Here is a 25784-nt window from a genome sequence, read left to right as displayed (position 1 = left end):
TCCGTCGCTAACAGCCGCAGCTGAGACCGGTTTCCGGATCGAAGAGATGCATTGCCTCCTCGTCGAAAAAGAGGGTGAGCTTTTCGTTGTCGCGGATCGGTGTGCGTGGCGGCAGGCAGGCCATCAGCCGCTGATGTCCGGCAAGGGCGGTGACGACGAGTTCCGGGCCGGTCAGCTCTGCGACCTCAAGGCTTGCCTCGATCGACGGGCCGGTGCCGTCCGTGCGAAGCGCCTCGGGACGGATGCCGAGGATAAGGTCGCGGCCATTGCCGGCAGTCTGGCGGAAACGAGCGGGCAGGGGCAGGATCGCATCGGAGCCTGAAAGCGCCAGGCCACCGTCACGCGCCGTCGCCTTCAGCAGGTTCATCGGCGGCGCGCCGACGAAGGTCGCGACATAGAGCGTTGCCGGATGGTTGTAGATCTCCTCCGGCGTGCCCAACTGCTCGATGCGGCCGTCGCGCATGACGGCGATGCGGCTTGCAAGGGTCATCGCCTCGATCTGGTCATGGGTGACATAGACGACCGTGGTCTTCAGCATCTGATGCAGCCGCTTGATCTCGGTGCGCATCTCCATGCGCAGCTTGGCGTCAAGATTGGAGAGCGGTTCGTCGAAGAGGAATACCTCAGGTTTGCGCACCAGCGCGCGACCGATCGCGACGCGCTGGCGCTGACCGCCGGAAAGCTGGCTCGGCTTGCGGTCGAGGAGGTTTTCGATCTGCAGGAGCTTGGCAGCATCGTGTACGGCCCTGTCGCGCTCCTGCGCCGGCACCTTGCGCATTTCCAGGCCGAAGCCGATGTTCCGGTGCACCGTCAGATTGGGATAAAGCGCGTAGGATTGAAAGACCATGGCGATGTCGCGGTCCTTCGGATGCACGCCGAGCACCGAGCGGCCGCCGATCCTGACATCGCCGCTCGTCGCCTCGGCAAGGCCGGCGATGATGTTCAGCAGCGTGGACTTGCCGCAGCCGGAGGAGCCGAGCAGCACCAGGAACTCGCCGCTATCCAACGAGATGTCGATGCCTTTCAGCGTCTCGACGTCGCCATAGGTCTTGCGGATGTTTTGAATTTCGAGCGCGCTCATCGCACGGGCTCCTGAAGAGATGTCGGGCCGCCATAGTTGCGGGGAAGAGTCGATATGGCGCGCGAGGCAACCTCGGTTCCCGCCATCAGGCAGGAAACCAGCGGCTCACCGCTTGCGAGCGCGGCGAGAAAGGCGGCGTTGAAGACATCGCCGGCGCCGATCGTATCGACGACTTCGACAACGGGCGCTGCCACCGAAACCAAGCTGCCGTCCGGCCCGATCGCGAGAGCGCCGTCCGGGCCGCGTTTGACGACGACAATCGCACCCGCCGGCATATGCGACCTCATGTGACGCGCGGCCTCGATCGGATCGGCGATGCCGGCAAGCGTCGTCGATTCGACCTCGTTCAGCAGCGCGACACCGCTGCGGGAGAGCCAGGCGCGTGTCGCTGCACAATTCTCGTCGGTCCAGCCGTCGAGCGGCCAGCCGGTATCGAGCGCGACGGTGATGCCATGGCTGTCGGCCCAGCCGAAGAGCTTGCCGTATTCTTCTGTCAGATCGTCGGTCAGGAACGAGCCGCAGAGAAGCGCGTAGCCGCCCTGCAGTCTTGCGCCCTCGATGACGGCGAAGACGTCTGCCAGGCTGAAACGCGGCAGGTGGCCCCTCGTCGTGAAGAAGGTGCGCTCGCCGTCCGGATGGGTGATGCCGACGGAGAGCGTCGTTTTCTCAGGACGTACCGGCCACTTGTCGGAACGGTGGCCGAAGGCTTCGCTCAGCCAGCGGCCGAACTGATCACTGCCGATATTGGCGGCGATCTCGAATTCGACGCCGAGCGCTTGCCAGGCGAGCGCGCTGTTGCCGGCGGCTCCGCCGACGCGCAACTCGTCATGGTCGACGATGATTTCCGTCCCGGCCTTTGGCCAGGGGGCGGCCGGGCCAAGGATCAGGTCGACATTGACGTTGCCGATGACTGCAAGCGGCCGCATTCATTCGCTCCGGGTGATTTTGGTGGATCGAACCGGCGTTCCGGCATTCTCCACGCGAGCATCGGCAAAGGCGATCATCAGCCGCTGGGCGACCGGCAGCATGGCGAAGATCGCGGCAAGACCGGTTGCAGGCGCAAAACGGATCGTCACCGCGCCGGCGACCGGCGCTTGCCCGGATGCGTCGAACAGGATGACCGGGGCGCCGGTCTCGACGGCGGATGTCGCCATTGCCGTCACCAGGTCGGCGGTTTCGTCCATGCCGCGGAACAGCACGACGCCGATTTCCGGCCCCAGCATTTCCATCGGACCGTGGCGCAGCTGGCCGCCTTCGAGCGAGAAGCAGGGACGGCGCGACAGCTCTGTCAATCCGAGCGCGAGTGCCTCGGCGATACCCTGCAGCCGGCGGCCCGACGTGACGACGGTCGCGACGTTTTCGAGCGCCGAGAGAGCGGCGGCGATGTCATGATCTTCCGGCGCCTTGAGGGCGGCAAGTGCGGTGTCAGGATCTTCGCCGAGGGCGGAAAGGATCGCCAGATGCAGGGCGAAGGTCACCGTCAGGCTGCGGGTCGCGGCGAAGGCAAGCTCGGTGCCGCCGCTGCCCACCAGCGACGGAGCGGTTCTTGCGAGGAAGGAATTGCCTTCGAGTGTCAGGCCGAAAGTCTCCTTCGTGCCGCCGGTCTCGTTGAACCAACGCACGACCTCGGCGCTTTCGCCGGATTGTGAGGTGACGAAGATCGTCCTGCCGGCGATCGGCAGCGGCTGGCCGAGCTGTTCTGACAGCGGCAAGGCGACGGCATCGATGCCGAGCGTCCGGTAGAGCGGCTCGACGGCGCGGTTGACGGCATGCGAGCCTCCCATGCCGATGAGCAGCAGCCTGCCGGTCTTTTTCAGCGAGGCGGCGGCCTTGGCTGCCATCGGCTGGGCAGCTTCGTAGGAGGCGATCGCATCGGCATGCTGGCGCGCCATTTCGCGATCGATCGCGGCAAGTCCGGCCGGCCGGGGTCTTTTTGATGTCATGTTCATCCCTTGACGCCGCCGCTGGTGAGCCCCGAAATCAGGGCGCGTTGCATGACGAGACCGATCAGCACAGGCGGCAGGGCGGCGAGCACGCCTGCCGTCGCGATCAGTCCGTAATCGGAAACGCGGCCGCCGGCGAGATCGGCAATGGCGACGGTCAGCGTCTTGGCGCGCTGGTCCGAGGTGAAGAGCAGCGCATAGAAGAATTCATCCCAGGCAAGCAGGAAGGCAAAGAGGCTTGACGTCGCCACCACGGGGGCTGCCAGCGGCAGCGTGATGATCCTGAGCGTCTGGAACAGGCCGGCGCCGTCGATCATCGCGGCGGATTCGATTTCGCGCGGGATGGAATCGAAACCCGATTTCATCAGCCAGGTGGTGAAGGGCGCAAGGATGGTGAGATAGACGAGCGCGAGGCCGAAGACGTTGTTCAGCATGCCGAGATGGGAAAGCCCCATATAGAGCGGCACGGCGAGCGCCACCGGCGGCAGCATGTAGGTGGCGATCACCATCGACAGCGACCAGCCGACCGAAGGCGCGCGCGACACGGCCCAGCCGGCCGGAATAGCCAGCGCAATAGCGGCGATCGTCGCCATGCCCGCCACTTCGATGCTGTTGCGCAGCGACGAGGTGAAGGCGGCGCCGGCGCTGTTTTCGAGCGTCGAGAGCAGCACGCCGTAGCGCGAGAAATCTGCCGTCTGCGGCCACCAGCGCAGCGGCTTTGCCGCAAGGTCGGCGGCCGGCGAGATGCTCATGATGAACAGCCACAGGATCGGCGCCAGGATGACGGCGGCAAGCAGCAGCGCGCAGACATATATGAAGGCGGAAAAAAGCGGGCTTTGGCGTTCCATCAGGCCGCACTCCCCGCCGTCTTGCGCACCAGAGCGGCGTAGCCGGCAGCAAGCAGCGTCACCAGCAGCGTGACGATCAAAGCCAGCGAGGCGCCGGAGCCCGCCCGCTGGAAGGAGAAGGCTTCCTGATAGACGAGGATCGACAGCGTGCGCGTGCTGTTGGCCGGGCCGCCGCGGGTCATGACCCAGATGATGTCGAACACCTTGAAGGCCTCGATCGTGCGCAGCACCAGGGCCACCATCAATGGACCGGCGAGATAGGGCAGGATGACAAAGCGGAAGCGGGCGAAAGCGCCGGCGCCGTCGACCAGCGAGGCGGCGGTGATGTCGCGCGGCACGGCCTGGAGTGCGGCCAGCGCGATCAGCGCCACCAGCGGGAAATTCTTCCAGCAATCGGCGACGATGAGGGCCGCCAGCGCCGTGCCCGGTTCGCCGAGCCAGGAGCGGTAGGCCTCCAGCAGGCCGAGTTGGGTCAGCGCGGCGTTCAGTGCGCCGTATTCCGGATTGTAGATCAGCCGCCAGAGCGTGGCGTTGACGACGGTCGGCAGCGCCCAGGGCAGGATCATCAGGGCGCGAAGCGCGGTGCGGCCGCGAAACTGCTGGTTCAGCAGCAGGGCTGCCAGAACGCCGATCACCATTTCGGCGGCGACCGAGACGATCGCGAACCATGCGGTGGTAACAAGCGTGCGCTGGAAATTCGAGCCGGAGATCATCTTCGCGTAATTGTCGATGCCGACGAAGTTTCCTTCCGTGCCGACGAGCTTGGCATCGGTGAAGGAGAGGCCGACGGTATCGATCAGAGGCCAGCCGATGACTGATATCATGACCACGAGAAGCGGCAGCATCAAAAGCCACGCGCGGGTTGTCAGCCAAGTGCCCGACATCAAGGCGACCCTTCTTCATTATAGGTTTAGGAGACCGGGCGACGGCAGACGCCGCCCGGGTCTTCATGCTTGATCAGAGGCCGCTATTGTCGGCGGCCGACTTCAGCGCGTCTTCGGGAGAGGACTGGCCGAGCAGCGATTCCTGGATCGCCTGCTGCAGCGCGGTCGAGAGCTCCTGATATTTCGGCGTCGTCGGACGCGGATACATGGCGGCCAAGCCGATCTTGGCGGCGGAGATCAGCTCTTCCTGGCCCTTGGTGACCGCTGGGTCCTCATAGGAGGAGGCCCAGATCGGCAGGCTGAGCTTGGCATAGGCATTCTGCGTCGCCTGCGAGGTCATGAAGGTAATGTATTTCCAGGCTTCATCAGGATGCTGGCTGGCCGAGGTGATGCCGAGGCCCATCGAGCCGTTGACGGCCGAAGCCTCGCTCTTCCCGGCAATACCCGGCGCCGGCACGACGCCGACCTTGCCTGCGACCTTGCTGTCCTCCGGATTGTTGGCCATGTTGTACATGTAGGTCCAGTTCAGCGCGAAGGCGGCATCGCCGTTTTCGAAGACCTTGCGGACGTCCTCTTCCAGGAATTCCTTGGAGTTCGGATTGGTGAGGCCCGAGGAATAGCTGGAAACCATGTATTTCAACGCATCGAGGCCGCCGCCGGTCTGGAAGGCCGGCTTGCCGTCTTTCAGGAAATCGCCGCCATAGGCGCTGACGAGCGTGGTGTAATCGCAGATCGCGGCTTCGGCCTGCGACCAGCTCCAGGCGATCGGGGTGGCGAGCAGGCCCTTGTCCTTGATCGTCTTTGCCTGCTCGGTCAGCTCGTCCCAGGTCTTAGGCGGAACCTTGATGCCGGCCTTTTCGAGGATTTCCTTGTTATAGAACAGATATTTGGTGTCGAGGATCCACGGCATGCCGTAATATTTGCCGTCATATTGCACGGTGGTCCAGGCACCCGGCAGCACGCCCTTCTTCATCTCGTCGGTGACGCGCGAGGAGACGTCGACCAGCACCTTGTTGGTGGCGTATTCGGCCGGCCAGATGACGTCGAAGAGGACGACGTCGTAGCCGCCGCCGGAACCCTGCGCCAGCACCGTCTTGTCGTGCAGGCCTTCATAGGGAACGAATTCGAGATTGACCTTGATATCGGGGTTCGCCTTGGCGAAGGCGTCGGTCATGGCGCGCGCATCGGCCTCGCTATAGGCGGCCTGGGCCATGAAAAGCGCGTTCAGCGTCGTTTCGGCGAAAGCGTGCGGCGCAAGGGATGCGCCGATCAAGGCCGCACCCAGAAGCGTCTTGTTAAAGGATTTCAGCATTACAGCCTCCAGTTTTTGACATTTACGCATTGCCGAGGGCGGTCCTCCGCCATCGGTGTTCGAGAAGGCACGCGCGGAAAGCGTGCCGGTTCGTCGCCTCGGAGCGTCGTCGGAGCCGTTGCCCGGCTCCTGCGTTCCCTGGAACTCTCCGGTTCCTTAATAAGTCAAGTGTCTTGACTTATTACTTCTTCAACATTCTATTGGAGTCAAGAGGGAATTGCACATGAATGACAGCCGCCCGATCAGGGCCAAGAGCGGCACCAATCACGAAGGCACCAGCGCGCATAACCGGCGCGTGATGATCGATGCCCTCAGGATCAACGGTGCGCTTTCACGCGCTGATCTGGCGCGGGCGACGAGGCTGACCAAGCAGACGGTGTCCAATATCATCGAGGAACTCGAGCGCGATGGTCTCGTCAGTTCGCAAGAGGCGGTGAGGAGGGGCAGGGGGCAGCCGTCGACACCCTACGGCCTAGTGCCCGAAGGGGCCTTTGCAATCGGCCTGCAGATCGACCGGCATGTGACGCGGGCGGTCGCCGTCGATCTCGTCGGCAGCGTTCTCGTGCGTGATGAGGCCGGCCTGCCACCCGGAGGTCCGTCGAACGGGACGAAGGTCATCCTCGATCTCGTCGCCGGCATACGCTCAAAGCTTGCCGGGATCGTCCAGCAGTCGGAAAAGCGGCTGGTCGGCCTCGGCGCCGCGATGCCCGGGCCTTTCGGGGTTGCCGGCAGCGGCGACGATCCGTGGATGATGGAGGCCTGGCAAAAATTTCCGTTGTTGGAAACGCTGACCGCCGGCACCGGGCTCGATGTCGGCCTGCAGAACGATGCGGCGGCGGCAGCGACCGCCGAGCGCATGGTGGGAGCCGCCCACGGCATCGACCATGCCGTCTGCCTCTTCGTCGGCTATGGCATCGGCGCCGGCCTCATTCTGAACGGCGAGCTCTATCGTGGCACCAACGGCAATGCCGGCGAGATCGGCATGGCGCTGCTGTTTGCCGACGGCAAATCGACGCCGCTCGAACATCGCGCCTCGCTCGCCTCGCTCTATCAGCATCTGTCGGTCGATCCCGCCGATCCCGGCCTTTATGCACGGATCAACGACCTTGCCTTGAGGGGCGATCAAAGCATCGACGCCTGGGTCGAGGCGGCCGCTGTGGACCTGCGCTGGAGCATCCATCTCATCGAGACACTGTTCGATCCGCAGACCGTGATCCTCTGCGGCAGCGCGCCGGAAGCGCTGGTGAACAGGTTGATTGCGGCAATCGGCCCGTTGCTGCCTTCGATCGCCGAACGCCGTGGCCGGACGCTGCCGCGCCTGCAGCCCGGCATGGCCGATCCCTGGTCTGTGGCGCTCGGGGCTGCCGCGGGACCGATCAGCCGTGCGTTCGACCCGCGTTTTGCTGCAATTTTGAAGGATTCCCTTTGATTTTGAGGCTGAAACCGAGCGTTGCACAGCAGTGCAACGGCAAAATGCGGCTGTTTTTGCAAGTTTCATTCCAGCTGGACGCACGAATAAAGGCGCTTCTTTCCAATATAATTAAACATTAAACGCCTTCTAAAATTGTGTTTATTTTAATGTAAGTATATAGTATTTCAAATACATTTGAGAGTCCTGCTAAGTTCCTCTAAATATTTCTCGAAATGTTACGAATAATGATTGTATGACTGTTTTGTGACAACTAGAATTGGAACATTTCATGTCATGTAATATTCATTGGCGGCGGCAATTTGAACCAGCTAATAGGGCGTGCGCTGAAAGTGCGCGTCCTTTTACGTTCGAGGTTCTCATGCAAGCCAAGCTTCTCGGCGCCGTTGGCGCCCTTCTCGCTACAGCGTTTCTTGCTGGTCCCGCTGCCGCCGCCGATAAGACCAAGATTGACTTCTGGTTCGGCAATTCCGGTGACATCGCAAAGCGTGTCCAGGAGCAGTGCGATCGCTTCAACCAGTCGCAGGCCGACTACGAAGTCGTCTGCACCAGCCAGGGCAGCTACGACGCGTCCCTGCAGAACACCATTGCTGCCTTCCGCGCCGGCAAGCAGCCGACCATCGCCCAGGTCTCCGACGCCGGCACCCTCGACATCATGCTCTCCGGCGCCTACTACCCGGCCAACAAGCTGATGACCGACATGGGCTACACCGTCGACTGGAAGGACTACTTCTCCGGTATCTCCGGCTACTACGCGACATCGAAGGGCGAGATGTACTCCTTCCCCTTCAACTCCTCGACCGCTCTTCTCTATTGGAACAAGGACGCCTTCGCCAAGATCGGCAAGGATCATGCTCCGGCGACCTGGAAGGAAGCAGGCGAGGACCTCAAGGCTCTGAAGGATGCAGGCTATGCTTGCCCGCTCGGCTTTGACATCTCCAACAACGAAGTCTGGCAATACATCGAGCAGTTCGAAGCCGTCAACGGCGAAGCGATCGCCACGAAGAAGAACGGCTTTGAAGGTCTCGACGCCGAGCTGGTGTTCAACAAGAACCCGCTTCTCGTCAGCTACATCAAGGACCTCAAGTCCTGGTACGACGACAAGCTGGTCGTTATCAAGAACAAGGCTGTCGGCCAGACCTTCGTCGAAGCCTTTGCCGCTGGCGATTGCCAGGTCATCCTGACCTCCGTCGGCGACCACGGCAACGTTGGCCGCACCGCCAAGCAAGGCATGAACTGGGACGTTGCCATGCTCCCGACCTACGGCGACGCAACCCGTCACAGCTCTTATGTCGGCGGCGCTTCGCTCTGGGTTCTGCAGGGTCACTCCGACGCCGAATACAAGGCTGCTGCCGCGTTCTTTAACTTCATCGCAAAGCCGGAAGAAGCTCTTACCTGGTCGACCGTTACCGGCTACATCCCGGTTCGCAACTCCGGTTTCGAATATCTGAATAAGCAGGGTTTCTACGGCAAGGCGCCTTATGCCGGCCGCGAACTCGCCATTCAGAGCCTGACCGCTTCGCCGGCTGGCGACGCGGCTCCGCAGGGCATCCGCCTCGGTGGCCTGCTGCAGGTCCGCACCGAAATCGCCAATGGTCTGCAGGCAATCTTCGTCAACAATGCCGATGTCCAGGCTTCGCTCGACAGTGCTGCCGAACGCGGCAATACGCTCCTGCGTCGCTTCCAGCAGACCTACAAGAACGTTCAGCTCCCCTGATCGGCTGATATGAGCCGCACCCGGCCCGCGTTTTGCGCGCCGGGTGCGTCTTTGTAAGTTCTTTAGTCGGCCGCGGATGCGAGCTCGCCGCCCGCGCCTGAAGCGCGCCGCAATCTTTCAGGTTCGCTGCTCGCGCTTTAGATCTATATTTTTACGCATGTCGCTACAGCGAAACTGCTGCACAGTTTTGCGCGACATGCTTTAAACCAAACCAGGACGAAAACGGCCACTCATGGAAAAGCGCGTCACTTTCTCCTCGACGACGATCGGACTGCTCTTCGCATTTCCGATGCTGTTGCTGATCTTCGTCTTCTTCTACTGGCCGAGCGCGCAGGCGCTGTATTGGGCGTTCACGCTCGAGCAGCCATGGGGCGGCGGTAATGCCTGGGTCGGTTTCGACAATTTCAGACAGCTGCTCACCGATCCTGTTTATTGGGACTCGATCACCCGCAGCATGATCTTCGGCTTCAGCTCGACGGCCATTGCCATGGGGCTGGCGCTGATCCTGGCGCTTTTGACGGATCGTGAACTGCGCGGCCACAAAGTCTACCGGTCAGTCTTCATCTGGCCTTACGCAATTGCCGCTCCCGCTCTCGGCCTCGCCTTCCGCTTCATCCTGGCGCCGGAGGCCGGCCTTCTGTCTGTTATCAACCACGTCTGGCCCGGCCTCTGGAACCCCGCGCTCGACGGCAAGGACGCGATGATCGCGGTCGTCGTGGCCTTCTCCTGGAAGTATATCGGCTACAACTTCATCTTCTTCCTCTCGGCGCTGCAAGGCATTCCGCGCTCGCTGATCGAGGCCGCCGCAATGGACGGTTCGGGGCCGATGCGCCGGATCTGGGATATCCAGCTGCCCCTGCTGACGCCGACGCTGTTCTTCCTGCTCGTCATCAACATCACCGAGAGTTTCCAGGATTCCTTCGGTATCGTCGACGTCATGACGCAGGGCGGCCCGGCGCGCGCCACCGAGCTCATGGTCTACAAGATCTATTTCGATGGCTTCAGAGGTCTCGACTATTCGGGCGCTGCAGCGCAGTCCATCATCTTGATGGTGCTCGTTGTCCTGCTCACCATCTTCCAGTTCCGCTTCATCGAGCGGCGCGTGCATTACAAGTGAGGTCGCGGACATGATCGAACGCACGCCGATATTCAACTTCATCTGCTATACGCTTCTCGCGCTCGGCATGGTGATCGCGCTTCTGCCTTTCGCCATCGTCATCATCGCCTCGACGCTTGATCTGGAGACGGTCAATCGTGTGCCGCTGCCGCTGGTTCCAGGCTCGCATTTCTGGGAAAACGCGCAGACCGCCTGGGTTCGCGCCGATCTCGGCAACAAGCTGTTTCACAGCGTCATCTTCGCCGCAACCGTCGGCGCCGGCAAGGTGATGCTGTCTTCCATGGCAGCCTTCTCGATCGTCTACTTCCGCTTTCGCGGCCGGTATGTGATTTTCTGGATCATCTTCATCACGCTGATGCTGCCGCTGGAAGTCCGCATCGTGCCGACCTATTCGATTGCGGCCAACGCGCTGCAGCCTTTCCAGACGATCCTCGACGTCACCGGCATAAGCTGGCTCGTCGCGCAGATCACCGGCGTTCAGATCAAGCTCGAATGGGGCCTGCTGAATTCCTATCCCGGTCTCGTTCTGCCGCTGGTCGCGACCGCGACCGGCACCTTCCTCTACCGGCAGTTCTACCTGACGGTTCCGGACGAGCTTGCCGAGGCCTCGAAGATGGACGGATCAGGCCCGGTCCGGTTCTTCTGGGACATTCTGCTGCCGCTCTCCCGCCCAAATATGATCGCGCTCTTCACCATCATGTTCGTCTGGGCCTGGAACCAGTATCTCTGGCCGCTGCTGATCACCACCGATCCGAATTTCGGCATCGCCGTGACGCAGCTCAAGACCCTCATCCCGTCCGAATTCGGCCTGCCCGACTGGAACGTCGCAATGGCCGGAACCCTGATCATCATGTCGCCGCCATTGATCCTCGTCATTCTGATGCAGCGCTGGTTCGTACGCGGCCTTATCTCCACCGAGAAGTGAAGGAGTACTCCCTTGGCACCGATCTCCATTCGTGGCGTGAAGAAAAACTACGGCAAGACCCCCGTCGTTCACGGCGTCGATCTCGACATCCAGTCGGGCGAGTTCATCGTCATCCTCGGCCCGTCCGGCTGCGGCAAGTCCACGCTGCTGCGCATGATCGCCGGCCTCGAGGAAATCACCGGCGGTGAAATCGCCATTGACGGCCGCGTCGTCAACCAGTTGGAGCCGCGCGAGCGCGGCTGTGCCATGGTCTTCCAGAACTATGCGCTTTATCCGCATATGAGCGTTGCCGAGAATATCGGTTACGCATTGAAGGTGGCCGGCGTCTCGAAGGCGGAGCGTCAGCGGCGCATCGGCGAGGTCGCCAAGGCGCTCAGCCTCGAACCCTTCCTCGAACGTCGGCCCGCCGCTCTTTCCGGCGGTCAGCGCCAGCGCGTCGCCATGGGCCGAGCGATGATCCGCGAACCGAAGGTATTCCTCTTCGACGAGCCGTTGTCGAACCTCGACGCAAAGCTGCGTATCGCCATGCGCGCCGAAATCCGCCGCCTGCACCGCCGCCTCGGCGCCACTTCGATCTTCGTCACGCATGACCAGACCGAGGCGATGACGCTGGCCGACCGGCTGGTGGTGATGAACGGCGGCAGGGTGGAGCAGGTCGGCACGCCGGAAGAGGTCTATCATCATCCGGTCTCGCGTTTCGTCGCGGGCTTCGTCGGCACACCGGCAATGAACCTGCTCGAGGGCACGATCAATGACGAGGGCGTCTTCGTCTACGATCAAAGCCGCAAGGTCGCACTGCCGCGCGAGCGTGCCGCACCGCTGAAAGGCAAACGCGTCGTGCTCGGCATGCGCGCCGAGGCTGCCCGGCTGGTGGCCCCTGATGCGCCGGGCGCTCTCACCGCAACGGCCGATTTCATCGAAGAACTCGGCGCAAGCCGCATCGTCCACGCCGATTTCGATGGGCTGCCCTTTGCCGTGGCGCTGACTGAGGCCGTGAAGGTGAAGTCGGGCGATCCGATCGGCATCGCGATCGATTACGACCAGATCCACCTCTACGCTGCCGATACCGGCCGGATCATCGAGAACCCTGTTATGAATAACGCAGGCGCCGTCCACGCCTAAAGCGGTCTGCGACGATCCTTTGCGATGATCTTGGCAGAGCGTTCGGCGGCTGAGGATGTCAGCCGTTTGCTCGAAGGTGAATTGCTCTATCGGTGGATCGGGTCGATCCACGCGACGTCTTCCGGTTTTTCGACCGGCTCGATGTCGAGGTTGACGACGACCGGTTCCTGGCCTGAGCGGACGAGAACGCATTCCAGCGTCTCGTCGCGGCTGGCGTTGATCTCCTGATGCGGCACATAGGGCGGAACATAGATGAAGTCGCCTGGGCCAGCCTCCGCGGTATATTCCAGATGCTCGCCCCAGCGCATGCGGGCCTTGCCCTTGACCACGTAAATGATGCTTTCGAGATCGCCGTGGTGATGGGCGCCGGTCTTGGCGTTGGCATGGATCGTCACCGTGCCGGCCCAGATCTTTTCGGCGCCGGCGCGCGCATTGTTGATCGCGGTCGCGCGGCTCATGCCCGGCGTCTGCGCGGTGTTCGGATCGAGCGAATTACCGGGGATGACCTTGACGCCATGTTCCCGCCAGTCGACATGATGATGCTCGTGGTCGTCGCCCATGCCTTGCCTCCACTTTCGATTTCGTCAGTCTAAGCGGCAGCCGGGCGGCGGCCAAGCGGATTTGCCGTTGCGCAGCCACACGACATCTCCGCACCGATAGCTTCTGTGTGCCTAAGGAAAGAACGGATCCCGATGAGCCACCTCCCGCAAATCGACTACGACACCGCTTCGGAAGAGGTTCGTGCGGCGCATGACGAAGAAGTCAGGCTACGCGGGCGGATGACCAACATGAAGCGCACGCTGCTGCATTCGCCCGCCGCCCACCGTATCTATGCCGAATGGTTCACGCTGCGGGCCGAGCTCGATCCTGATGTCAGCGACCGGGCGATCTGGATTTTCTCGCATGCGATCTCGAAGGCGGCGAAATCGAAGATCGCCATCACCTTCTTTCGCCGGGCGCTAATCAACAAGGGTTTCAATCCCGATGCGCTGGAGCTTTCCGACGAGGAAGCGCTGCTCGACGCCTTCGGCAAGGCCATCGTCGCCGATTCCAACGCTGTTCCCGCCGAACTCTGGGCGAAGCTGAAACAGCGCTACGAGACCAAGGTGCTCGTCGATCTCGTTGCCTTCGCCGGCATCATGCTGGCCACCGCCGTCTTCAACAATGTCGTCGAGGTCGACTTCGACCCCGAGCTTGAAGCCTTTGCCGAAGGCGCCAGTTCATCCACATCCTGAAGTTTCAGCTATCGAGCGGCAGGATCAGCACATCGCGCGGCGGCACCTCGATGCCACTATTGCCGATATGATCGATCGGCCAGACGGCCTGGCTTTGCGCAAGCGCTCCTTCGGCTAGCGTCACCTCGGTCTTCTGCGCCGCCCTTGTCGGATTGACGAGCCAGAGGAAGCTGCCCTTTTCTCCCTCGTGGATACGGGCGAAGAGTGCGGCATTCGATAGCGTCACGTGGCGCTTCTTCCCGCTCCATCTCAATAGCTCAGCGAAGAAAGCGCCGTTTGCCTTCCCCTGCGTGCGGTAATAGGCCACGGAAGGATTGGTGCCGATCAGCAGCGTGCGGCCCTTGCCATAGGCATTTTCGACGACGGCAAGACGGCCGTCGGTGAAGTGGCCGCGTCCCGTTCCGCCGGTCAGCCGATAAGACTGCAGGAAGCCGCCACCGTCGACCGCCGCGCCGTCGAGATCGAAATGGATGCGGTCGCCGATATCGGGCATGAACTCGACCTCTTCCTCTCGCGCACCAAAAACCTCGTCGAGGCCCATGTTCGGCTGCACGGTGCCGACATGGCCGCGATCGCCGAAATAGCCGGGGCATGCCTCGGCAATGAGCGTGCCGCCGTTTTCGACCCAGGCATTCAGGCTCTTTGCCTGTTCCGATGTAAACATGATCGGATAGGGGAAATAGAGGAAATCATAGGCCGCGATGTCGTCGATATGCACCCAGTCCGGCTGCGCGCCGTTTTCGAGGAAGGCCCGATAGGCGCCCCACATGGCCTGGGGATAGGGTTTCTCCTTGCGGTCGTGGTTCAGGAGATAATCAAACTCCTGCGTTTCGCGAACGACGAGGATGCCGACCTCGCCGCGCACGGGCTTTGCTTCCCAGAGGGGGCCTTGCGCCTTGTCATTTGCCCATTTCGCCATGGTGCTTGCCATGTCAGAGCGCGGCGTGCGCGAGCCGTCCATGCCGTAGGAGCCGAAAGCGCCGAAGAGCGGACCGTCGAGCAGCGGGCGCCAGCGCAGATTGATCACGCCGCGGGCGCCGCCGGCAAGCGAGGTCATGCTCCAGAGGCGGATATCCTCGGGCTCGACGACGCGGCCATCTTCCTTGTCGCGGCCGATCACCTGCGGCTGCAGCCAGAGTGGTCCGCCCTGGCGCTCGGCGTGCCAGAACGGCTTGCCGCGGGCGGCAGCGCGGTTGATGTCGACGCCGTACCAGTTCTTCCAGGCTTCCGATCCCTTGCGGGCCTGGATCCAGGTGAAGCCGTAAACCTCGACCTTGGAGGCGGCGAGCCAGTCGTCGCAGCCGTTGGCCGCCATGTTGGGAATCGCGCCGGATATGCCGTGGGCAACGATGGTGTTCTTCTGGTCGACGGCGCGGATCGTGTCGATGCGCCATTGCATCTGATCGTAGAAATTGTCGCGCTTGAACTGCAGCCAGTCGATGCATTCGGGATAGGGCGCCATATGCACCGGCGGCTCGATATCGTCCCATTCGGCATAGCTGTAGCGGTACCAGGCCTTGGCCAGGGCCTTCAGGCTGCCGTATTTCTTTTCGAGCCATTTGCGAAAGGCGGCCTTGGCATAGGGGCTGTAATCGACATCGGCGGAATAGTTGCATTCGTTCCAGACGTCGTAGCCATAGATCGCCGGATGATCCTTGTAGCGGGTGGCGAGCGCGGTCAGGAACTTCCCCGCTGCTTCCTTTACTTCGGGGCAGTTCAGCGTCAGGGCGCCGGCGCCGCCACCATTGTTGGAGAAACCGCCGGTCGCCGACGACACACCCATATAGGAGCCGAGTTTGGTGCCGTCGGCATTGACCTGCAATGCATGAGCATATTTGCGTACCGCCCAGTCCGGCACGGCATGAATCAGCTCGGCGATAACGGTTTTGATGCCGTTTGCGGCGGCAAGATCCATCTGGCGGTCATATTCCTCCCAATCGTAGACGCCGGGGGCGGTTTCGATCGCGCTCCACATGAACCAGTGGCGGAAGATGTTGAGGCCGTCTTGCCCAGCGGTGGCGTAGTCGCGTTCCCAATCCTCGCGGGGCGGATTCGACTTGCGGAAATAGACGGCGCCGTAGGGCAGCTGGATATCTTTGTTGAGCATTTTCCTGTCCTTCTCTATCGATGACCGGACATGGCTTCGCCGTCCGGAAAGAAGGCTCCGGCAGTCGGCAATCGAAGATGTCGTCCGGTTGTTCTAAAAAGCGTTGATCTAGCGCGGCCCTCCGGCGAGGAGTTCCAGGGTGCGGATGAGGGCGGAATGGTCGCGTTCGCCGTCGCCATTGGCGATCGCGGCATTCATCAGCTGCTGCGTGGCGGCGGTGTTCGGCAGCGACAGATCGAGTGCGCGGGCGGCATCGACGGCAAGCGTCATGTCCTTGCGGTGCAGGCGGATGCGGAAGCCGGGCTCGAAGGTTTCCTTGACCATGCGCTCGCCATGCACTTCGAGAATGCGCGAAGCGGCAAAGCCGCCCATCAGTGCAGAGCGCACCTTGGCCGGATCGGCACCTGCCTTCCTGGCAAAAAGCAGCGCTTCGGCAACCGCCTCGATCGTCAGGCCGACGATGATCTGGTTGGCGACCTTAGCCGTCTGCCCGTCGCCGCTACCGCCGACATGGGTGATGTTCTTGCCCATCTTCTCGAAGAGCGGCCTGGCGCGTTCGAAAATCTGCTCCTTGCCGCCGACCATGATCGTCAGCGAGGCGGCCTTGGCGCCGACCTCACCGCCGGAAACCGGGGCATCGAGATAATCGCAGCCGAGCGCCTCGATGCGTTCGGCGAAAGCCTTCGTAGCGACCGGCGAGATCGAGCTCATGTCGATGACCAGCTTTCCCTGGGAAAGGCCGGCGGCGACGCCTTCTTCGCCGAACAGCACCGCCTCGACATCTGGTGTATCCGGCAGCATCAGGATGACGATGTCGGAAGCGTGCGCCACCGCCCTGGCGCTGGCGGCGGCTTTGCCGCCCTTGTCGACAAGATGCTGCGAGATTTCCTTCACGCGGCTCAGATGCAGCGTGTGGCCGGCGTCGATCAGGTGTTCCGCCATCGGGCGGCCCATGACGCCCAGTCCGATAAATCCGATGTTCATGCTGTCCTCGCTGAGTTCAGATAGGGTTTCATCCAGCCGAGGCCTTCGCTGGTGCCGGATTTCGGCTTGTACTCGCAGCCGACCCAGCCGTCGTAGCCGAGGCGATCGAGCTCGGAGAGGATGAAGCTGTAATTGATCTCGCCGGTGCCGGGTTCGCCCCGGCCGGGATTGTCGGCGATCTGCACATGGGCGATCTTCTCCTTCAGCCGGATGAAGGTGGGGATCAGGTCGCCTTGCATGATCTGCATGTGGTAGAAATCATACTGGATGTAGAGATTGTCCGAGCCGACCCGGTCGAGAATGCGTTCGGCATCAGCGGTGGTCGACAGGAAGAAGCCGGGAATATCGCGCAGGTTGATCGGCTCGACCAGCAGCCTGACACCGGCGTCGGCACAACGCTTTGCAGCATATTTCAGATTGTCGACCAGCACCGTTTCCAGCGTTTGAAGGTCCGCATCCTTCGGCACCAGGCCGGAGATGACATTCACCTGCCGGCAATCGAGCGCTGCGGCATAATCGAGCGCCTGCGCGATCCCGTTGCGGAACTCCTCTACGCGGTCCGGCAGGCAGGCGATGCCGCGCTCGCCGCCGGCCCAGTCTCCTGATGGCACGTTGAAGAGCGCCTGTTTCAGGCCGCTCGCCTTCAGCGCCTCGGCGACTTTCTCCTTGGGTTCGGCGTAGGGGCCGAGATATTCGAGGGCGCCGAAGCCGTCCTTTGCGGCTGCCGTGAAGCGGTCGAGAAAGGGCAGATCCTGATAAAGGAAGGAAAGATTGGCGGAAAATTTCGGCACGGGATCGTCCTTAGATATTGGCAGGCGCGACGAAACGATGCCGGTGCAGCATGCGCTTGTCGCGAGGGTCGGGATTGGGAACGGCGGAGATGAGGCTCTTCGTATAGGCCTCCTCGGGAGCGGTGCAGATTTGCTCGGCCTCGCCGAGTTCGACGATTTTGCCGCGATGCATGACAGCGACGCGATCGCAGAAATAGCGCACGACCGAAATGTCGTGGGAGATGAAGATGAAGCTCAGGTTCAACCGCTGGCGGATATCGAGCAGCAGGTCGAGGATCTGGCTGCGGATCGAGACGTCGAGTGCCGACGTTGCCTCGTCGGCGATGATGATGCGCGGATCGAGCGCAAGGGCGCGGGCGATGCCGATGCGCTGGCGCTGGCCGCCGGAGAAGGCATGCGGATAGCGCTCCATACCCATCGGGTCGAGGCCGACCAGGCGCATCAACTCGGCGACGCGGTCCTCCAGTGCTTTGCCCTTGGCCAGTCCGTTGACAACAAGCGGATCGCCGATCACTTCCTTGACGGTCATGCGCGGATTGAGCGAGGCGAAAGGGTCCTGGAAGACCAGGCGGACTTCGCGGTGGAAGGTGCGAAGTTCGCGCTTGGTGAGTTTCGTGACGTCGATCTCGCTACCGTCCTTGCCGCGATAGGTGATGCTGCCCGATGTCGGCTCGACGGTGCGCAGGATGAGGCGGCCGAGCGTCGTCTTGCCGGAGCCGCTTTCGCCCACGATGCCGAGGTTTTCGCCGGGATAGAGATCGAAGCTGGCGTCGTCGACGGCGCGCAGCGTATTGGCCTTGCCGTGCCAGCCGTAGATCTTGCCGAGATTGCGGACGGACAGGATCGGCTGCGGCGCCTCCGGCGAGAGCGCCACGGCGGGCAGCCGGCCTTCGACATGGTGGGTGAGCTTGACCGTCGAGGCCAGCAGTTGGCGGGTATAGGGATGCTCGGCGGCATGGTAGATCGCATCGACCGGTCCGCGCTCGACGATGCGGCCGAAGCGCATGACGGCGACATCATCCGCCACTTCGGCGACGATCCCCATGTCATGGGTGATGAGCAGCATGGCCATGCCGCGTTCGACCTGCAACCGCTTGATCAGGTCAAGGATTTCGGCCTGGGTGGTGACGTCGAGCGCCGTCGTCGGTTCGTCGGCGATGAGAATGTCGGGATTGCCGGCAAGCGCCATGGCGATCATGGCGCGCTGGCGCATGCCGCCGGAGAACTCGAAGGTGTAGCGGTCGGCCATCTTGTCCGGATTCGGGATCTCGACCTGGCGCAGCAGTTCGACGGTCCTTTCGCGGGCGGCGCGATGATCGAGATTGCTGTGCAGGCGCACCGCCTCGATGATCTGCGAGCCGATGGTGTGCACCGGCGACAGCGAGCTCATCGGCTCCTGGAAGATCAGGCCGATGCGGCGGCCGCGGATGGCGCGCATCGCCCGGTCGGACGGCTTCAAGGCGGCAATGTCGATGACCCCGTTACCCCCGTCGCCATTGCTGAGCAGGATGCGGCCGGAAACGATGCTGCCGGGGCTGTCGACGATCTGCAGCAGCGAGCGGGCGGTGACGCTTTTGCCGGAGCCGCTTTCGCCGACGAGGCAGAGCGTCTGGCCACGCTTCAGCTCGAAGCTGACATTTTCGACGGCGTGCAGGATGTGGGTGCGCAGCCTGAAATCGATCGAGAGGTTTTCGACGGAGAGAACGACGTCTTTTGAAAGATCGGCCATGGTTTCCTCCTCAATTGTCGTAAGGGTCGGCGGCATCGCGCAGGCCGTCGCCGAAGAAATTGAAGGACAGGACGGCGACGACGACTGCGAGCGACGGCCAGATCAGGAGCCACGGCGCGGTGGCGACGGTGCGGATGTTCTGGGCGTCCTGCAGCAGCACGCCCCAGCTGACGACCGGCGGCTTGAGGCCGATGCCGAGGAAGGACAGCGAGGTCTCGGCGACGATCATCGTCGGCACGGCCAGCGTCACGACCGCAAGGATGTGGCTCGTCAGCGACGGCAGGATGTGGCGGAAGATCAGTCGCGCTTCGCTCGATCCGTCGAGCCGGGCGGCGACGACGAAATCCTCGCTGCGCAGTGCCAGGAACCGGCCGCGCACCTCCCGCGCCAGGCTGGTCCAGCCGAGCAGCGAGACGATGATCGTTATGACGAAATAGACATTGACCGGCGACCATGTCAGCGGGATCGCCGCCGCCAGGCCGAGCCATAGCGGGATGGTCGGCATGGCGCTGACGACCTCGATGACGCGCTGGATCAGTGTATCCACCCAGCCGCCGTAGAAGCCGGAGATCGAGCCGAGCACGACGCCCAGGATCAGCGACATGGCGACGCCGACGAGGCCGATCGACATGGATACGCGGGTGCCGTAGACGAGGCGCGAGAAGACGTCGCGGCCGAGCCGGTCGGCGCCGAGCAGATACATTGGGTCGTTCTGGTTAAGGGGGCCGATCAGGTGACGGTTCATCGGGATCAGGCCCCAGAGATCGTAGGCCGCGCCTTTGACGAAGAAGCCGATCGGGACGACCTTGGTTTCGTCGACGACGAAGGTGCGGCGCAGCGCCACCTTGTCGATCTCGACCTTGTAGCCCTTCACGTGGAAATTGAACTCCGAGCTGCCGTCCGGTTTTTCGACGAAGAAGCTGAAGCCCTGCGGCGGTGCATAGGTATATTGCGGCCGTGAGGTCATCGGCAAAGCCGGCGCCAGGAATTCGGCGAAGAGGCCAACCAGATAGAGGAAGAGGATGATGGCGCCGGCCACCATCGCCACTTTCTGGCGGACCAGTTTGCCGGCGACCAGCCGCCAGGGGCCGATCGCGGCGGTCGAGACGGTCTTGCCCTGTTTCAGCGGGCTGATCGAGGGGCCGTCGGCAACGGTGTGGAGCGGACCAGCATGGGCTCCGAAGGTTTCGTGCGTGCTCATCGCATTCCCCTCAATTGAACCGGATGCGCGGATCGAGCAGCGCCAGCAGCAGATCCGACAGCAGCATGCCGACAAGGGTCAGCGCGCTCAAAAGCAGGATGAAACTGCCGGCGAGATACATGTCCTGCGAGATCAGCGCGCGGAAAAGCAGCGGGCCGGCCGTCGGCAGGTTCAGCACGATAGCGGTAATGGTGACGCCGGAGACAAGATGCGGCAGCACCCAGCCGATCGCCGAAACGAAGGGATTGAGCGCGATTCTGACCGGATATTTCAAGATGACCTTGTATTCCGGCAGTCCCTTGGCGCGAGCGGTGACGACATAGGGCTTGTGCAGCTCGTCGGTCAGGTTGGCGCGCAGGATACGGATCATCGCTGCCGTTCCGGATGCGCCGATGATGATGATCGGTATCCAGAGATGGGCGAGGAAATCGCCGACCTTGGCGAGGCTCCAGGGCGCCTCGGCATATTCCGGCGAAATCAGCCCGCCGACGCTCTGGCCGAGATATTTATAGGCGACGTACATCAGCGTCAGCGCCAGGATGAAGTTCGGTACGGCAAGGCCGATGAAGCCGAGGAAGGTAAAGACATGGTCGCCGATGGAGTGGCGGCGGACAGCGGAATAGATGCCGATCGGCAAAGCCACGATCCAGACGAAGAGCAGGCTCAAGAGCGAGATTACCAGCGTCGAGCCCATGCGCGCCCAAATCAGCCCGGAGACGGGCTGGCCCCACTCGAAGGAGTAGCCGAAGTCGCCGCGGCTGACGATGCCCCAGATCCATTTCAGATATTGGACATAGAAGGGGTCGTCGAAGCCGTAGATTTCCTTCAGCCGCTCGATCTGCGCGGGATCGACGGTCTGGCCGCTGTCGCTCATGGTGGCGATCATCGACGTCAGATAGTCACCCGGCGGCAGCTGGATGATCAGGAACGAGATCAGCGACATGCCGAACAAGGTCGGGATCATGTAGAGCACGCGCTTGAAGATATAGCCAAGCATCGAAACGTTTCTCCTCCCGTCGGGAACGCTGTGACGCGCTTCCCCCGGATCTTCACCCGCCTTCGGCCCTCCAGGCCGAAAGCGCTCCTCCGTCGCATGTCATCTCATTTCCAAGTGAGATGCAGGACCTCCAGCCGATCGATACCAGGTACCTCCACCTGGGCGCGGCCATTCCCGAGGCTGAAGCTTGCGGCGCGGTCGGCAACGACGAGCCAGGCCTTCGCCACCGATCGGCCCTCCGGAATCTCCACCGAAACGGTCTGCGCTGCCAGAACGTAATTGTCGCGGATCGGGCCTTTCATCATCATCGGGTTGGTGAGGTTGAAGAGGCTGAGCGCCAGACCCTCACCGCTTTCGCGCAACGCCAGATCGATGACGCCCTTGCCCTTGACGGTGACGCGTGGCGTCTTGCCGAGTGCCCAATGGACGGCGTTGGCGATGAGACGGGCGTGGTCGACGGCAAAGACCTCCCAGAAGATCTCGCCGATGTTCCAGGGGATGTAGACCGTGCGTCCGCCCCAGCCGGTCTCGCGGGCGATGACGGCAGCACCTTTCGGGGCCTCGCGCGGGTAGACCTCTTCCATCGGCAGGTCGGGAAAATCGGGGACATAGAGGAAGGGCGTCTTCGAATCGGCCGACGGTTCGGCGTGGATCAGGCGGGTGCCGCCCATGATGCGTTCGGCGCCGTCGAAGCCCCGATTGATCGGGTGATCGCCGGAAAGGGCGACATAGGTGTTCTTGACGATGCCGCGCGGGCCGGAGACATATCTGGCGCCGAGCACGTCGGCCAGACCGAATTCGTCACGCTTCTTGCCGAATTCGTCACGCAGCGACGTCTCGTAGGAGGCAATGACGCTGCCGCCGCGATCGACATAGGCGCGGATCGCCGCGTTCTGCGCATCCGAAAGGCAGGAGGCGTTGGCGAGAATGATGAGCTTGAAGCGGTCGAGGTTTTCCGCGGTCAGCACCTGGTCCGAGAGCAGCTCGAAGGGCAGGCGGGCTTCGACGAGGGCATGGTAAAGACCGAGATCGTGCTTTTCGGCGGAATGCCGCTCTTCCGGCGCCCAGTGGCGCAGCGTCGTCGAGGGATCGACGACGGCGATTTCGGCGGTCGGCTTCATGCTTTCCAGCACCGGCTCGACGGCTGCCTGCAGGCCGAAGGCGTCGGCCACCGGCTCGACCCAGCGTTTGTCGGGCACGACACCGTTGAACTTGGTGAACCAGGCATAGAGACCGTGGGCGGTGCCGTCATTGATCCAGAGCTGCATCTCCTCACCCGAGGTGACGGCATCCTTCCAGCGATATTCCTCCTCCGGGCCGATCGAGGTGATCAGCACGACCGGGCGGTCGGGGAAGGTGGCGCGAATGCGCTTGCCGTTGCGGCCAGCCGACCAGCCGAGTTCGAGCCCCTTGCGGCCCTGATGGTCGACGACGAGGAAGGGGCAGTGCCTGGCGACGACCGAGAGGTCGAATTCCATCAGCGACGCGCCGCCCATGTTCGGAATGAAGCTCGCATGCGGGCGGATCGCTTTGACGGCATCGTCCCATTGCGCGATCATGTCGGTGAGCACGCGGCGGCGCCATTGCACCCAGGCCTGCCAGGCCGGATCCTCGGCATCGGGCTTCTTCGGCAGAGCATGGCCGGACATGTCTTTGAAGCGGCGGGCGCTGTCTTCGCTATAATCGACGCCGTGGCCCTGCCAGCGATTGGCGAAGACCGCATCGATATCGTATTTGCGGACGATCTCCTTGACCACCTCAGGCATGAAGACGCTGTTGTAGTCGCCATAGGCATTGGTCACCCAGACATCGGGATAGGCCCAGTGGCGGCGCGGCGTGCCGTCGGCATTGATCATCACCCATTCGGGATGGGCTTTGGCGGCATCGTCATGGATCGCATGCGGGTCGACGCGGGCCATGACATGCATGTCGAGCTTGCGGGCGGCATCGACGAGCGCGCCGAAGATATCCTTGTCGCCGAGATACTTGCTCACATAGTGGTAAGGCACTTCGCTCGGATAATAGGCGATATAGCCGCCGGCACTCAGGCAGACTGCGTTCGATTTCGTGCGTTTGAAGACATCGATCCAGAAGGCCGGGTCGTATTTCTCCGGATCGTCTTCCACGAAGGTCAACTGAGTCCAGCGGGTCGCCGTCTTGAACCAGTCCGGCGTCCTCAGCGTGTGGGTATTCTGTTTTCTGGCATCGAGCATCGTCTTCATCCAATCATTGGCAAAAGAAGAGCCTCGGCGCCAACCGGAGGGCCGCCGCCTGGCATGCATCATAGAGAAAAGGCCATCAGGCCTTATAGAACTGCTCCGGCATGGTCGGAGCGGGGGTCGGCCAGCCGAAGGAGTTCGGCATGATCTTGGTGATGTTCTTCATGTTGTTCTTGACGATGCCGTATCCATCAGGCGGCAGCGAGATGCCGAAGACATAGAAATTGTCGGCGGCGCCTTGAAGGATCTGCTTCATGACCTCGCGCTGGCCTGATGCGTCGGACGTCGCCTTCAGCTTGTCGTAGAGCGCAAGCTGGCTCTTCGTGCTTTCCGGCGGTTCCTCGGCATTGGCATTGGCGCGGTCGCGATACCAGAGTTGCCAGGCCGGGGCATACATGGCGTTGGCATCGGTCGGCACGTAATAGCGCGGGTCGAGCATGGCGGCGACGCCGCCGTTTGCGCCGAACTGGTGGGCGGTCGCGTCGAAATCGCGGCCCTGGCGGACGCGCGTCTCCCAGAGCGAACGGTCCATCGAGCGCATCTGCGCATCGATGCCGACCGCCTGGAACATCGGGATCACCAGCTGGAAGAGATCGAGGAAGACGGCGCGCGCCTGGTCGATCTCGAAGATGATCGTCAGGCGGCGGCCCTTTTCGTCGAGACGGAAGTTCTGGTCGTCGCGCTTCGGCACTATCTGGTCGAGCATGGCATTCGCCTTGTCGACGTCATAGGCCGTGAACTGCGTGGCGAGCTGCTCGTTGTAAAGCGGATCTTCCTTCTTGATCGACGGCTGGGCGGGCGCGCCCTGACCAACAAGCACAGCATCGATCAGCGACTGCCGGTCGAGTGCTGTCGAGAGTGCCGCACGGAAATCCTTGTTCCGGAAGAGCTTCCGCTTGGTCTCGTCATTGTGGTTCAGGTTGAAGATGAAATTCATCACATTGGCTTCAGTCGAGGTCAGTGTGTAGAAATCATAGCCGCCCTGCTCACGCGCATCGTAGAGAACCGACTTGTTGTTCGGCGTGGCGATATACTGGTCCATCAGGTCGACTTCGCCCTGCATGGCCTTCAGCAGCAGAACCTGCGGGTCGGCGACCATCTGATAGACGATGCGGTCCATATAGGGCAGCTGGTTGCCCTCGGTATCGACCTTCCAATAGTAGGGATTGCGCTCGGCAACGGCGCGTTCGGTGTTTTCGCCGGGCGCTATCGTGAACATCCAGGCATGCACGCAGGGCTTCTTCGAGGAGTTCAGGAAGAAGGCGTTGTCATCCTGGAAACCGGCGGCCGCCTGGAAGGAGGCGATCCAGCTTTCGAAGCCGCGTTGCTTGGCGAGTTCATCAGCCTTCGGATTAAAGTCGATGTGAAACTGCTCGAGATAATGCTTCGGCGTGCGCGTCGTCTGGTCGTTGTTCGCCCAGGCGACCTGCAGCGGGAACAGGCCGTTCGGCTTGTCGAAGATGACCTTGAAGGTCTGCTCGTCGACGATCTCCAGCTTGGCCGGCTTGCCGCCGGACTTCCAATGATCCTGGCCGACAAAGGCGACGCGCTTGTCGGTGAAGACGGTGTCGTACCAGAACTTGATGTCGGCGGTGGTGTAGGGATGGCCGTCCGACCACTTCATGCCCTTGCGCAGGCGGATCGTATAGACCTTGGAGTCGGCGTCGCCCTCGAAGGACTCGGCGACATTGAGCGTCACGCCAGACCAGTCGGGCGTATAGCGCAGCAGCGGCTCGTAGGCCTGGTAGCGGAACAGCATCGACAGCGAGCCACCGCCGACCAGCGCCATGTTCCAGTCGCCGCCGTATTTGCCGACGCTTTCGACCGGTTTGACGACGAGCGGATTTTCGGGAAGCCGCTCTTTCAGACCCGGCAGGGCGCCACTCGACACCTTCGTTTTCAGAACATCCGCTTCCTTGAAATCAGCGGCGAAAACCGGCAGGGCCGGCAATATCAGGGCGGCCGACGTCCCGGCCAGAAACGCACGTCGTTTCAGCTTGATCATAGGGATCTCCTCCAAAAATCCGTGCCCTTATCATTATTTTTGCTGCGGGGCTGGGATGAAGGAAAGATTACATTTGGATATTGTTAGGTAAAGCGTTATGTTTCTGTTAGTGTAAAAATTTGCCTTGGCGGCGCGGTT

21 protein-coding genes are annotated in these 25784 nt (G+C 62.2%); 6 read left to right on the top strand and 15 right to left on the bottom strand.

What is annotated here, in order from left to right:
• Positions 1 to 7: 7 nt before the first annotated feature.
• The 6 genes from RL_RS19665 to RL_RS19640 form a co-directional block, all read right to left on the bottom strand.
• Complete coding sequence (locus tag RL_RS19665; RefSeq protein ID WP_011653252.1) at positions 8 to 1081, bottom strand: ABC transporter ATP-binding protein; 1074 nt, start codon at positions 1079 to 1081, stop codon at positions 8 to 10.
• Entirely contained in the window at positions 1078 to 2007 is a 930-nt protein-coding gene (locus tag RL_RS19660) for a PfkB family carbohydrate kinase (RefSeq protein ID WP_011653251.1), read from the bottom strand. Before RL_RS19660 ends, RL_RS19665 begins: the two co-directional genes overlap by 4 nt.
• Positions 2008 to 3030: an SIS domain-containing protein gene (locus RL_RS19655; RefSeq protein ID WP_011653250.1), complete on the bottom strand. Its 1023-nt coding sequence runs from the start codon at positions 3028 to 3030 to the stop codon at positions 2008 to 2010.
• The gene (locus tag RL_RS19650) at positions 3027 to 3872 is read right to left on the bottom strand and encodes a carbohydrate ABC transporter permease (protein ID WP_011653249.1); all 846 of its coding nucleotides are present in this window, start codon (positions 3870 to 3872) and stop codon (positions 3027 to 3029) included. The genes RL_RS19655 and RL_RS19650 overlap by 4 nt, the downstream gene beginning before the upstream one ends.
• On the bottom strand, positions 3872 to 4756 hold the full coding sequence (locus RL_RS19645) for a carbohydrate ABC transporter permease (protein WP_003562044.1): 885 nt from the start codon (positions 4754 to 4756) through the stop codon (positions 3872 to 3874). The genes RL_RS19650 and RL_RS19645 overlap by 1 nt, the downstream gene beginning before the upstream one ends.
• Positions 4757 to 4829: 73 nt before the next feature.
• The gene (locus RL_RS19640; RefSeq protein WP_011653248.1) at positions 4830 to 6068 is read right to left on the bottom strand and encodes an extracellular solute-binding protein; all 1239 of its coding nucleotides are present in this window, start codon (positions 6066 to 6068) and stop codon (positions 4830 to 4832) included.
• Between the two features lie 223 nt (positions 6069 to 6291).
• Here RL_RS19640 and RL_RS19635 point away from each other — a divergent pair, with 223 nt between their 5' ends.
• The 5 genes from RL_RS19635 to RL_RS19615 all read left to right on the top strand — a co-directional run bounded on the left by RL_RS19635 (position 6292) and on the right by RL_RS19615 (position 12378).
• Positions 6292 to 7497 (top strand): ROK family transcriptional regulator, encoded by a 1206-nt coding sequence (locus tag RL_RS19635; RefSeq protein ID WP_011653247.1) that lies wholly within the window; start codon positions 6292 to 6294, stop codon positions 7495 to 7497.
• Positions 7498 to 7858: 361 nt separating this feature from the next.
• Entirely contained in the window at positions 7859 to 9214 is a 1356-nt protein-coding gene (locus tag RL_RS19630; RefSeq protein WP_003542468.1) for an extracellular solute-binding protein, read from the top strand.
• 232 nt (positions 9215 to 9446) lie between these two features.
• Entirely contained in the window at positions 9447 to 10331 is an 885-nt protein-coding gene (locus RL_RS19625; protein ID WP_003542466.1) for a carbohydrate ABC transporter permease, read from the top strand.
• Positions 10332 to 10341: 10 nt separating this feature from the next.
• Complete coding sequence (locus RL_RS19620) at positions 10342 to 11256, top strand: ABC transporter permease subunit (protein ID WP_011653246.1); 915 nt, start codon at positions 10342 to 10344, stop codon at positions 11254 to 11256.
• A 12-nt stretch (positions 11257 to 11268) separates the two neighbouring features.
• Positions 11269 to 12378, top strand: a complete 1110-nt coding sequence (locus tag RL_RS19615; RefSeq protein ID WP_011653245.1) for a sn-glycerol-3-phosphate import ATP-binding protein UgpC — start codon at positions 11269 to 11271, stop codon at positions 12376 to 12378.
• 86 nt (positions 12379 to 12464) lie between these two features.
• Here RL_RS19615 and RL_RS19610 read toward each other — a convergent pair whose 3' ends face one another.
• On the bottom strand, positions 12465 to 12938 hold the full coding sequence (locus RL_RS19610; RefSeq protein WP_011653244.1) for a cupin domain-containing protein: 474 nt from the start codon (positions 12936 to 12938) through the stop codon (positions 12465 to 12467).
• A 132-nt stretch (positions 12939 to 13070) separates the two neighbouring features.
• Between RL_RS19610 and RL_RS19605 the strand changes: the two genes are divergently transcribed.
• A complete protein-coding gene (locus tag RL_RS19605; RefSeq protein ID WP_011653243.1) occupies positions 13071 to 13613 on the top strand; it encodes a hypothetical protein in 543 nt (180 codons plus the stop codon).
• A gap of 4 nt (positions 13614 to 13617) precedes the next feature.
• Here the strand turns inward: RL_RS19605 and RL_RS19600 are convergent, their stop codons facing one another.
• The 8 genes from RL_RS19600 to RL_RS19565 form a co-directional block, all read right to left on the bottom strand.
• Positions 13618 to 15720, bottom strand: a complete 2103-nt coding sequence (locus RL_RS19600) for a beta-galactosidase (protein ID WP_011653242.1) — start codon at positions 15718 to 15720, stop codon at positions 13618 to 13620.
• 108 nt (positions 15721 to 15828) lie between these two features.
• Positions 15829 to 16704 carry a 2-hydroxy-3-oxopropionate reductase gene (locus tag RL_RS19595; protein WP_011653241.1) on the bottom strand — a complete coding sequence of 292 codons (876 nt, stop codon included), beginning with the start codon at positions 16702 to 16704 and terminating at the stop codon, positions 15829 to 15831.
• Positions 16701 to 17495, bottom strand: coding sequence for a 2-oxo-tetronate isomerase (gene otnI / locus RL_RS19590; RefSeq protein ID WP_011653240.1), 795 nt, complete (start codon positions 17493 to 17495; stop codon positions 16701 to 16703). Before otnI ends, RL_RS19595 begins: the two co-directional genes overlap by 4 nt.
• A gap of 10 nt (positions 17496 to 17505) precedes the next feature.
• Entirely contained in the window at positions 17506 to 19224 is a 1719-nt protein-coding gene (locus RL_RS19585; protein WP_011653239.1) for an ABC transporter ATP-binding protein, read from the bottom strand.
• A 10-nt stretch (positions 19225 to 19234) separates the two neighbouring features.
• The gene (locus RL_RS19580; RefSeq protein WP_011653238.1) at positions 19235 to 20425 is read right to left on the bottom strand and encodes an ABC transporter permease; all 1191 of its coding nucleotides are present in this window, start codon (positions 20423 to 20425) and stop codon (positions 19235 to 19237) included.
• 10 nt (positions 20426 to 20435) lie between these two features.
• Positions 20436 to 21422 carry an ABC transporter permease gene (locus tag RL_RS19575; protein ID WP_011653237.1) on the bottom strand — a complete coding sequence of 329 codons (987 nt, stop codon included), beginning with the start codon at positions 21420 to 21422 and terminating at the stop codon, positions 20436 to 20438.
• Positions 21423 to 21526: 104 nt separating this feature from the next.
• Positions 21527 to 23635 carry a family 10 glycosylhydrolase gene (locus RL_RS19570; protein WP_011653236.1) on the bottom strand — a complete coding sequence of 703 codons (2109 nt, stop codon included), beginning with the start codon at positions 23633 to 23635 and terminating at the stop codon, positions 21527 to 21529.
• Between the two features lie 85 nt (positions 23636 to 23720).
• Complete coding sequence (locus RL_RS19565) at positions 23721 to 25646, bottom strand: ABC transporter substrate-binding protein (RefSeq protein ID WP_011653235.1); 1926 nt, start codon at positions 25644 to 25646, stop codon at positions 23721 to 23723.
• Positions 25647 to 25784 lie beyond the last annotated feature (138 nt).

It is taken from the genome of Rhizobium johnstonii 3841, from assembly GCF_000009265.1.
GTDB classification, from domain to species: Bacteria; Pseudomonadota; Alphaproteobacteria; order Rhizobiales; family Rhizobiaceae; genus Rhizobium; species Rhizobium acaciae.
Note: the sequence above shows the minus strand (reverse complement) of the source record. Positions and strands in the feature narration are given on the sequence as shown.